The organism is Nocardia sp. NPDC058497, assembly GCF_042720195.1.
Taxonomy (GTDB): domain Bacteria; phylum Actinomycetota; class Actinomycetes; order Mycobacteriales; family Mycobacteriaceae; genus Nocardia.
The window spans coordinates 1-8,034 of the sequence record NZ_JBHXMY010000259.1; the positions used below are offsets into that span (position 1 = coordinate 1).

Consider the following 8,034-nt stretch of genomic DNA (forward strand, 5'->3'; position numbering starts at 1 on the left):
GAGCTCGTGGTTTTTGAGGGTTGGGGGGGGGGGGTGTTTTGTATACGAGACAGCGTTGTGGGGGGGGGGCAGAGGGGCTCGTGGGCGTAGTCGACGCCGCGGTCGCCCCCGCCGAGCACCGCAGATTCCGGGACGAGCAGGTCCTCGAAGAACACCTCGCAGTGGCCGCCGAGCATCGACCGATCGAGGGTGTCGATATGCCTGCCCACCCGGATTCCGGGAGTGTCGGCGGGGGCGAGGAACATGGTCGCGCCACCGCGGTCACCGGGCTCGCCGGAGGTGCGGGCCATGATGACGAAGAAGCCCGCACCGTCGGCGCCGGTGATGAACCACTTGTGGCCGTTGATCCGCCAGCCGCCCTCGGCGCGCACCGCGCGGGTGGTCAGCGCCGAGGGGTCCGAGCCCGCGCCGGGCGCCGGTTCGGTCATCGCGAAGGCCGAGCGCACGTCACCGCGCGCGAGGGGCGCGAGGAACCGCTCCTTCTGCTCGGGGTCGGCGATGTGGGCGAGCATGTGCACATTGCCCTCGTCCGGCGCGGCGATGTTCAGTGCCGTCGGGCCGAACAGCGAGTAGCCCGCTTCCTCGAAGATCGGGGCGCGGTCCGACATCCCCAGACCGTGTCCGCCGTATTCGATCGGCGCGTGGGGTGCGAACACACCGGCCTCGCGCGCTGCCTGCTGCAGATCGGCGCGCAGTGCGTCGCCACCGGCGGCGGTGATGTCGCCGTCGTGCGCGTCGTCGAGCGGGATGACCCGGTCGCGGATGAAGGCGCGGGTGCGCTCGGCCAGGCGCTGCACCTCGGGCGGATGGGACAGGTCGATCGCCACGGGTCCACTCCTCGACTCGACTTGCCGAACGTTCGCTCGGCACGAAACACGCACGACACTGGCATGTGGCAATGCGAGCTGTCAATTGCCCGCTTTCATCCTCGCTGATTGTTCAGCTATTCTGAACACTATGAACGCATCGGAGGGCGAACCGACCGCGCTCGGCGCACGCCTTCGCCAAGCCAGGACCGCGGCGGGCTTGTCGTTGCGGGAGACCGCGCGCCGCATCGATGTCAGCCCGGCCACCCTCAGCGCCATCGAGACCGGCAAGACGGGCGTCCCGGTCCCCCGGCTCCACCTGCTGGCAATCGAACTCGGCACCACGACGCAGTGGCTCATCGGCGAGCAGCCGACCCGAACGCCGGTACCCCGACAGCGCGCCGCGACCGATCCGGTGCACGGGACTGCCCGCGCCTGGCGCGCGTTCCCGCCGCTGGATATCGATCCCGTCCTCGCCGCCGCCATCGACTCCTTCGTCGAAACCGGGTACCACGGCGCCACGATGCGGTCGATCGCACAGCGGGCAGGCATGAGCGTGCCGGGCGTCTACCACCACTACCGCGACAAACAGGACCTGCTGGTGCGGGCGCTCGACCTGACCATGGACGAGTTGCACTGGCGGGTCGGCGCGGCCCGAGGCGAGGCGAGTACCGGCCGCGACCGGGTGATCCGGGTCGTGGAAGCACTCGCCCTGTTCCACACCCACCGCCGCGAACTCGCCTTCATCGGCGCCAGCGAGATGCGCAGCCTGAACCCCGACAACCGACGCCGGATCACCGCGTCCCGCAACGAGATCCAGTATCTCCTCGACGAAGACATCGACGCCGCGCTCACCGAGGAGGGCCTCAGCACCGCGCACGCGAGGGCCGCGGGGCGCGCGATCGCGACGATGTGTACCGCCCTGCCGCAATGGTTCCGGCTGGACGGCCCCGCCACCCCCGAGCAGATCGCCACCGAGTACGCCGACTTCGCACTTGGATTGCTCGGCATCCGCCGGTAACGCCGATTGCGCATCAATCGTCCGTATGCCGGAAATCGCACGCACTTCTCGTCTTACGAGACTTCGTGCACCGCAACCGAAACGGCGTGGACGCGGTCGATCCGACTCCCGTCGGCGATGGTGCGGCCCGCCCCGAAACTCTCGGGGCGGACCCTTCCCCATGCACCATGCGGCGCCGCCACGTCGCACGGCAGGGTCCATGGTAGACGCGACAACCTCATCTGCCCCGCAACCACACCCGGACTACCGTGGACAACATGCTGGAGCCTGGGCTTTCCGCGGAATTCGCCGTCGATGTCACCCCGCGCGACACCGCCGCGTCGCTCGGTAGCGGCGAGGTAGAAGTACTCGGGACACCACGGGTCGTCGCCCTGGTGGAGGAAGCGACCGTCCGCGCTGTGGCCGGTGCGCTGGAGCCCGGGCAGACGACAGTCGGCACCGAGGTTGTTCTCCGGCACCGCAGGCCGAGCGTTCCCGGTGCGGGCTTGATCGTGGCCGCGCGCCTCGACGAGGTCGACGGCATCCGCCTGGCCTTCTCGGTGACCGTGCACGAGGACGGGGTGCTGGTCGCCGACGGCACGATCCGCCGCGCGATCGTCGACCGCGCGGCATTTCTGTCCCAGGCGGAGAAACGAGACTGAGCCCGAATCCGCTAGGGCGCAACGGATTCCGCGCCCAGTGCGGCGAACCATTCGAGATAGTCGGAGGTGACGGTGCGCAACCGGGCGACCGGCCAGTCGTCGGGCTGAAGTTCGCCGGGCAGGACGGGATCGGTCGTCAGGTGATCCAGACCCGCGCAGACGGCGGCGAATCTGGCTGTCGGGTCGGGGGTTTCGATGGCGGAGAGCAGCGCGTGGCCGCGGGCGGACCAGCCTGGCAGCGACCAGAGGCGGGCGGCCAGCAGCACGGGATCGTCGACGGGACGGGTGTGCAAGCGGAAGATGGTGTCGTCGAGGGCGGCGGGCCAGGCACGGTCGAGGTTGGCCGGGCGCATCCAGACGCCCTCACGGAGTTCGGCCAGGCGCAGTGACAGCAGTGTCGCGCGCAGGGCGGCGCGGTCGGCGGCGGGACGGCCGGTGGCGGTGACGACCACCTGTTCCCAGTCGCCGGTCCACGGGCGGGTCGGCGGCGCGGCGAGTTCGGTGCGCCGCGCGCGCAGTGCCGGGGTGAGGGTGTAGGCGCGGTTCTCGCGCAGCAGATCACCGGCGGCGACCATCCGGGAGACGGCGACGCGCACGGTCGTCTCCGGGTAGCCGATGGCGGTGGTGGCGGCGCAGATCTCCCGCGAGGTCATCGTCGGCGAATCGGCGGCGATGAGGATGCGGACCAGCGCGGAGCGGGCCGACACCGGACGGACATCGGTATCGGAGCCGGTCACAGGGGGTTGCACGGGTCGAGTCTACATATTTCACTATTGCCACGGTCGTTTGTTATCTGTAACGTTACCGAGCATCAGTCGCCTCGCCGGCGTCGTCGACGACAAGGAGCTCCCCCTATGACAGCCACCTTCCCGCTGGCCGGGCGCACGATGATCATGTCCGGCGGCAGCCGCGGCATCGGCCTGGCCATCGCTGTGGCCGCCGCGCGCCAGGGCGCCAATATCGCACTGCTGGCCAAGACCGACGTGCCCGATCCCCGCCTGCCCGGCACCATCCACACCGCGGCCGCCGAGATCGAGGAGGCCGGCGGTCAGGCGCTGGCCGTGGTGGGCGACGTCCGCGACGAGGCCTCGGTGGCGAACGCCGTCGCCCAGACGGTGGAGCGGTTCGGCGGCATCGACTACTGCGTCAACAACGCCTCGGCGATCGCACTGGCCTCCACCGAGGAACTGCCGATCAAGCGCTTCGACCTGATGCAGCAGATCCAGATCCGCGGCACCTACCTGCTCTCCAGCGCCTGCCTGCCGCACTTGCGGCAGAGCGAGAACGCGCACATCCTGAGCCTGTCGCCGCCGCTGAACCTCGCCCCGCACTGGCTCGGCGGGCACCCCGCCTACATGGTGGCCAAGTACGGGATGTCGCTGCTCACGCTGGGCTGGGCCGCCGAATACGCCGAACACGGCGTCGCCGCGAACTGCCTGTGGCCGGAGACGCTGATCGCGACCGCCGCGGTGCAGAACCTGCTCGGCGGCGTCGACGCCAACGCCAAGGCCCGCACCCCGGAAATCGTAGCCGACGCCGCCGTCGCCATCCTGGGCCGCGATGCCCGCACGACGACCGGCAACACCTTCCTCGATGTCGATGTCCTCGCGGCCGAGGGCATCACCGATCTGTCCGGCTACGGCGGGTCGGGCGAGCTCGAGTACGACATCTTCGTCGACCCGCCGCAGGCCTGACCGGGCGCGCTGGATCAGCTCTCCGCCGCCGCGGTGATCTGATCCAGCGACACCGCCGAGACCATTCGATCTGCGGAGCTGGTCACGCAAACCGTCCTTGACAGCCCCGTCGGCGGCCTCGATGTCCGGAAATCGCCGGGTAACTGTTCGACACCGACCGGCTGTCGAATTGTGACCAGCCCGCGTCCGTTTTGTCCGGATACCCTGAGAGGGTGCAGATCGAGGTGACGCCCCTACCCGGGGTCGGTGTTCGCAAGGATTTCCCGGTGCGCAAGGGCGGCAGGCGCATCGGTGTCGTCGAGCACCGGGACGGCTCGATCGATCTGATCGTCGGCAGGCCGGGCAATCCCGATGCCACCGATCAGATCGCCCTGTCGGGCGCGGAGGCGTCGGCGCTGGCCAGCCTGCTCGGCGCACCACAGGTGGTCGCCCAGCTCGAGGCCGAACATCGCGAGTTCGACGGGGTCAGCACCGGCCAGTTCCCGATCGCGGCCCACTCGCCCTACGACTGCCGCACGCTCGGCGACACCAGGCTGCGCACCCGCACCAAGGCCTCGATCGTCGCGGTGATGCGATCCGGCGCGGTCATCGCCTCACCCGGGCCGGAATATGTGTTCGCGGCAGGCGATGTGCTCATCGTGGTGGGGTCGGCCGACAGCCTGAAAGCCGCCGCGCAAATCCTGCACGACGGCTGAGCGGACGGAATCTATCGGCGGTGCAACGACCGAACGGTGACCGCGCCCCACACCACCAGCCGCACCGCGGCCGCCATGTAGAAGACATACGCCAGCAGGACAAGGACGGGACCGTAACTGCCCGCCCAGTCCCCCAGCCGCAACAGCGCGGCGAGGCCGAGACCGACCAGGACGAGGCCGATGATCAGCCCGGGCATCGCCAGCGGAGCGATGGCCGATTCGACGGACGGAGTCGCGGTGACGCGGCGATCTCGGCCGGTAACTGACAGATTGCTGTTCGGTTCGAAGTAGATGCTGCTCATAACCATGAGGTCCCTTCGGCGGCCGTCCCGACACGGCCGGTTGGTGATCCGCAGGGGATCTTTCGAGGCCGGTCGCGCCGTAACGGACAGGCGGGGCGTTCGTGACGGAAAGTCCCAGACGACCTTCCCGATGATCACGAACGGTTAACGTTCAGCAATTACGAGCGTGCCAGCTCGGGCAGCCGAATGACAGGCAGTGTGACCTGTGTCACATCGAACACTCGTGCGACACGAAGTGATAACGCACGTTACATTTCGGGCAAACACCCCTCGGAACTGGCGAAATCCCTGCGCAACTGGACATTTGGCCAACAGGCGCACAGCGATGTTATTTATCGAACCGTTACACCCCTGACGTGGGACAACGCAGAGCGGCGCACCGCAGCCCACCCGGAACCTCGACACGACAGCGTAACGCCGGCGAACGGCCCGCAGCGCCCCACGCGCAGCGGAACCGACACGCCTGGAACAGTTTTCGGGTATCACCGACAGCGAAACCATGCCGTCACCCCGGAATTCTCCTACGATGGGCGGCGGCACAACACCAGCACTGTGTGAGGGGTCGTCGAACGATGAGCGACAACGCGAAGGTGATCGACCAGTCCAATCCCAGCATCGCCCGGGTCTACGACTATCTACTCGGCGGCAAGGACAACTACGAGGTCGACCGCGCGGTCGGCGACCACTTCAAGCTGAATCTGCCCGGATCCGTGGCGATCGCGACCACGAACCGGCAGGCCCTCACCCGCGCGGTGCGCGAGATGGCCGAGGCCGGGCTGACCCAGTTCCTCGACTTCGGCAGCGGCCTGCCCACCGCCGACAACGTGCACCAGGTCGCGCAGCGGATCAACCCCGACGCCCGTGTCGTCTACATCGACAACGACCCGATCGTGCTCGCGCACGGCCGCGCGCTGCTGGCCACCAACGACAACACCACCGTCGTGCAGGCCGACGTGCGCGATTCCGCGGGCATCCGCGCCGACGCGGAGGTGAACCGGCTCATCGACTTCGACAAGCCGGTCGCGTTGATCTTCAGCGCCATCCTGCATCACCTCAACGACGACGAGGACCCGCGGGCGATCGTCGAGTACTGGACCGACCAGATCCCGGTCGGTAGCAGCGTGTTCATCACCCACTTCCGGTCCGGGCACAACACCGAGACCGCCGCGGCCGAGGCGAAGCTGCAGTCCACCTTCGGCCGTGGCCGCTGGCGCACCGACGACGAGATCGCCGACCTGTTCGGCGATCTGCACCTGCAGGAACCGGGCGTTGTCGCGGCCGCGCTGTGGCGTCGGGACGAGCCAGGCGGCGACGGGAAGCCGCGACTCGTCTCGCCCGCTCCCACGCTGTCGGTGTGGGAGGAACTCATCGTGGCGGCCATCGCCGACAAGCGGTAGGGCGGTTCGTCCGACTCGCGAATATCGGCGAATTTCCGGCGACGACATCACGTCCGTTCGCACGGGTGAACGTGCCACGTTCGGCTATCTTGTGCATCTAGTTTTCTCGATGCTGCTGGATCGTTCGTGTCGCTTCGCCGCAATCACATGCCGCGTGAGATCCACGCCTCGTGTTTCCGGCGACCCTCATCAGACGAAGGACGCCGGTCACCATGCCCGCACCCGTTATCCTCCACGGCCGCATCGTACGGCTGGAACCCCTTGCGCCCCAGCATGTTCCCGGTCTGGTCGCGGCTGCCGCCGCGCTCGGACCGGCCGGGTTCACCATCGTCCCCCACGGTGAGCAGGAGGCGCGCACCTACGTCTTCCAGGCCGAGGCCGCGCAGCTGGCCGGCACCGTCCTGGCCTTCGCGATCGTCACCGTCGACGAGGAGTGCGTGGTCGGGGCGACCAGGTTCACCCGGCTCGACTACTGGCAGGGTCCGCTGACCTGGCCGCTGTCGGCCGAACCCGTCACCGCCCTGCCCGGCGGGGCGATCCCCGACGCGGTGGAGATCGGCAACACCTGGCTGATGCCCGCGGTCCGCGGCGGCCTGGTGAACCTCGAAGCCAAGCTGCTCATGCTCACCCACGCCTTCGACGGCTGGGGTGTGCGCCGGGTGACCTTGCGTGCCGACGCCCGCAACCTGCGCTCGCGTGCCGCGATCGAGCGCCTCGGCGCGGTGAGCGACGGTGTGCGCCGGGCACATTCGCGTGGGCTCGACGGCGCGGTGCGCGACACCGCGTTCTATTCGATCCTGCACGACGAATGGGCGGGGGTGCGGCTGCGGATCACCGAGCAGCTGGCCGCCCGCGCCACGGTGCCGCGCGCGCCGCTCATCCCGGCGACCGCCGAGGCGTTGCGGCCCTTGACTTCTCCGATCGGCTGACCGGAGTCACTTCGGCACGGACTCGATCCGCTCGACGATGATCTCGGCGAGTTCGTGCGGGCGCTCCTCGGGCAGCCAGTGCGAGGCGCCCTCGATCACTTCCAAGCGATAGTCGCCGGTGACGTAGCGCTCGGTCAGTTCGGCGCCACGGCGGGTCAGTGCCGTGTCGGCGGAGCTCCAGACGTGGGTTACCGGCACCCGGACCGGTGCCGATAGGGCGCGCGGCCCGGCCAGCAGGAGCGCACGGTACCAGTTCAACGAACCGGTGAGCGCCCCGGAATCGACGATCTCGCTGTGTACCCGGGCGATCGCGTCCGGTGGCATGCCGGTGCCTGCCAGTACCCGGTCCAGCAGTTCGGGCCGGGCGAGCATGAGCCGCTCGGGGAGCACCGGGAGCTGGAACAGGCCCATGTAGTACGAGCGGGCGAGTTGATCGCTGCGGAGCAGCCTGCCCACGCTCGCGCCGGGGGGGGGCCCCGACACCCGTCACGATAACACAAATGACGCGGGCGCCCCTAAGATATGTGTAAATATAGCGGGGGGGCGGAA

Annotated in this window: 10 protein-coding genes; 6 read left to right on the top strand and 4 right to left on the bottom strand. The window is 68.8% G+C overall.

Translation table 11 applies throughout. From position 1 onward, the window contains the following. Nucleotides 1–827 (bottom strand): acyl-CoA dehydrogenase family protein (locus ACFWPJ_RS18175; protein ID WP_378852759.1); only part of this gene is annotated, 827 nt, incomplete at its 3' end. Nucleotides 828–957: 130 nt separating this feature from the next. Here ACFWPJ_RS18175 and ACFWPJ_RS18180 point away from each other — a divergent pair. Both ACFWPJ_RS18180 and ACFWPJ_RS18185 read left to right on the top strand, forming a co-directional pair. Then, nucleotides 958–1,827, top strand: a complete 870-nt coding sequence (locus ACFWPJ_RS18180) for a TetR family transcriptional regulator (RefSeq protein WP_378852761.1) — start codon at nt 958–960, stop codon at nt 1,825–1,827. Between the two features lie 257 nt (nt 1,828–2,084). After that, nucleotides 2,085–2,468 carry a thioesterase family protein gene (locus ACFWPJ_RS18185; protein WP_378852763.1) on the top strand — a complete coding sequence of 128 codons (384 nt, stop codon included), beginning with the start codon at nt 2,085–2,087 and terminating at the stop codon, nt 2,466–2,468. A gap of 11 nt (nt 2,469–2,479) precedes the next feature. Here the strand turns inward: ACFWPJ_RS18185 and ACFWPJ_RS18190 are convergent, their stop codons facing one another. Beyond that, nucleotides 2,480–3,217, bottom strand: a complete 738-nt coding sequence (locus ACFWPJ_RS18190) for a PaaX domain-containing protein, C- domain protein (RefSeq protein WP_378852765.1) — start codon at nt 3,215–3,217, stop codon at nt 2,480–2,482. A gap of 105 nt (nt 3,218–3,322) precedes the next feature. On the opposite strand from ACFWPJ_RS18190, the gene ACFWPJ_RS18195 reads away from it, so the two are divergent. Both ACFWPJ_RS18195 and ACFWPJ_RS18200 read left to right on the top strand, forming a co-directional pair. After that, nucleotides 3,323–4,162, top strand: a complete 840-nt coding sequence (locus ACFWPJ_RS18195) for an SDR family oxidoreductase (RefSeq protein WP_378852767.1) — start codon at nt 3,323–3,325, stop codon at nt 4,160–4,162. Nucleotides 4,163–4,374: 212 nt separating this feature from the next. Continuing rightward, on the top strand, nt 4,375–4,857 hold the full coding sequence (locus ACFWPJ_RS18200; protein ID WP_378852769.1) for a cation:proton antiporter regulatory subunit: 483 nt from the start codon (nt 4,375–4,377) through the stop codon (nt 4,855–4,857). Between the two features lie 11 nt (nt 4,858–4,868). Here ACFWPJ_RS18200 and ACFWPJ_RS18205 read toward each other — a convergent pair whose 3' ends face one another. Next, nucleotides 4,869–5,159 carry a hypothetical protein gene (locus tag ACFWPJ_RS18205; protein WP_378852771.1) on the bottom strand — a complete coding sequence of 97 codons (291 nt, stop codon included), beginning with the start codon at nt 5,157–5,159 and terminating at the stop codon, nt 4,869–4,871. A gap of 572 nt (nt 5,160–5,731) precedes the next feature. On the opposite strand from ACFWPJ_RS18205, the gene ACFWPJ_RS18210 reads away from it, so the two are divergent. Both ACFWPJ_RS18210 and ACFWPJ_RS18215 read left to right on the top strand, forming a co-directional pair. Then, complete coding sequence (locus tag ACFWPJ_RS18210) at nt 5,732–6,556, top strand: SAM-dependent methyltransferase (protein WP_378852773.1); 825 nt, start codon at nt 5,732–5,734, stop codon at nt 6,554–6,556. Nucleotides 6,557–6,768: 212 nt separating this feature from the next. Beyond that, nucleotides 6,769–7,485, top strand: a complete 717-nt coding sequence (locus ACFWPJ_RS18215) for a GNAT family N-acetyltransferase (RefSeq protein ID WP_378852775.1) — start codon at nt 6,769–6,771, stop codon at nt 7,483–7,485. A 6-nt stretch (nt 7,486–7,491) separates the two neighbouring features. On the opposite strand, the gene ACFWPJ_RS18220 is transcribed toward ACFWPJ_RS18215, so the two are convergent. Beyond that, the gene (locus ACFWPJ_RS18220) at nt 7,492–7,968 is read right to left on the bottom strand and encodes a hypothetical protein (RefSeq protein ID WP_378852777.1); all 477 of its coding nucleotides are present in this window, start codon (nt 7,966–7,968) and stop codon (nt 7,492–7,494) included. Nucleotides 7,969–8,034 lie beyond the last annotated feature (66 nt).

What these genes read in the sequence shown, in the direction of transcription:
- ACFWPJ_RS18180 (WP_378852761.1), top strand. Translation starts at nt 958, where the DNA reads ATGAACGCATCGGAGGGCGAACCGACCGCGCTCGGCGCACGCCTTCGC.
- ACFWPJ_RS18185 (WP_378852763.1), top strand. Translation starts at nt 2,085, where the DNA reads ATGCTGGAGCCTGGGCTTTCCGCGGAATTCGCCGTCGATGTCACCCCG.
- ACFWPJ_RS18195 (WP_378852767.1), top strand. Translation starts at nt 3,323, where the DNA reads ATGACAGCCACCTTCCCGCTGGCCGGGCGCACGATGATCATGTCCGGC.
- ACFWPJ_RS18205 (WP_378852771.1), bottom strand. Translation starts at nt 5,159, where the DNA reads ATGAGCAGCATCTACTTCGAACCGAACAGCAATCTGTCAGTTACCGGC.
- ACFWPJ_RS18210 (WP_378852773.1), top strand. Translation starts at nt 5,732, where the DNA reads ATGAGCGACAACGCGAAGGTGATCGACCAGTCCAATCCCAGCATCGCC.
- ACFWPJ_RS18215 (WP_378852775.1), top strand. Translation starts at nt 6,769, where the DNA reads ATGCCCGCACCCGTTATCCTCCACGGCCGCATCGTACGGCTGGAACCC.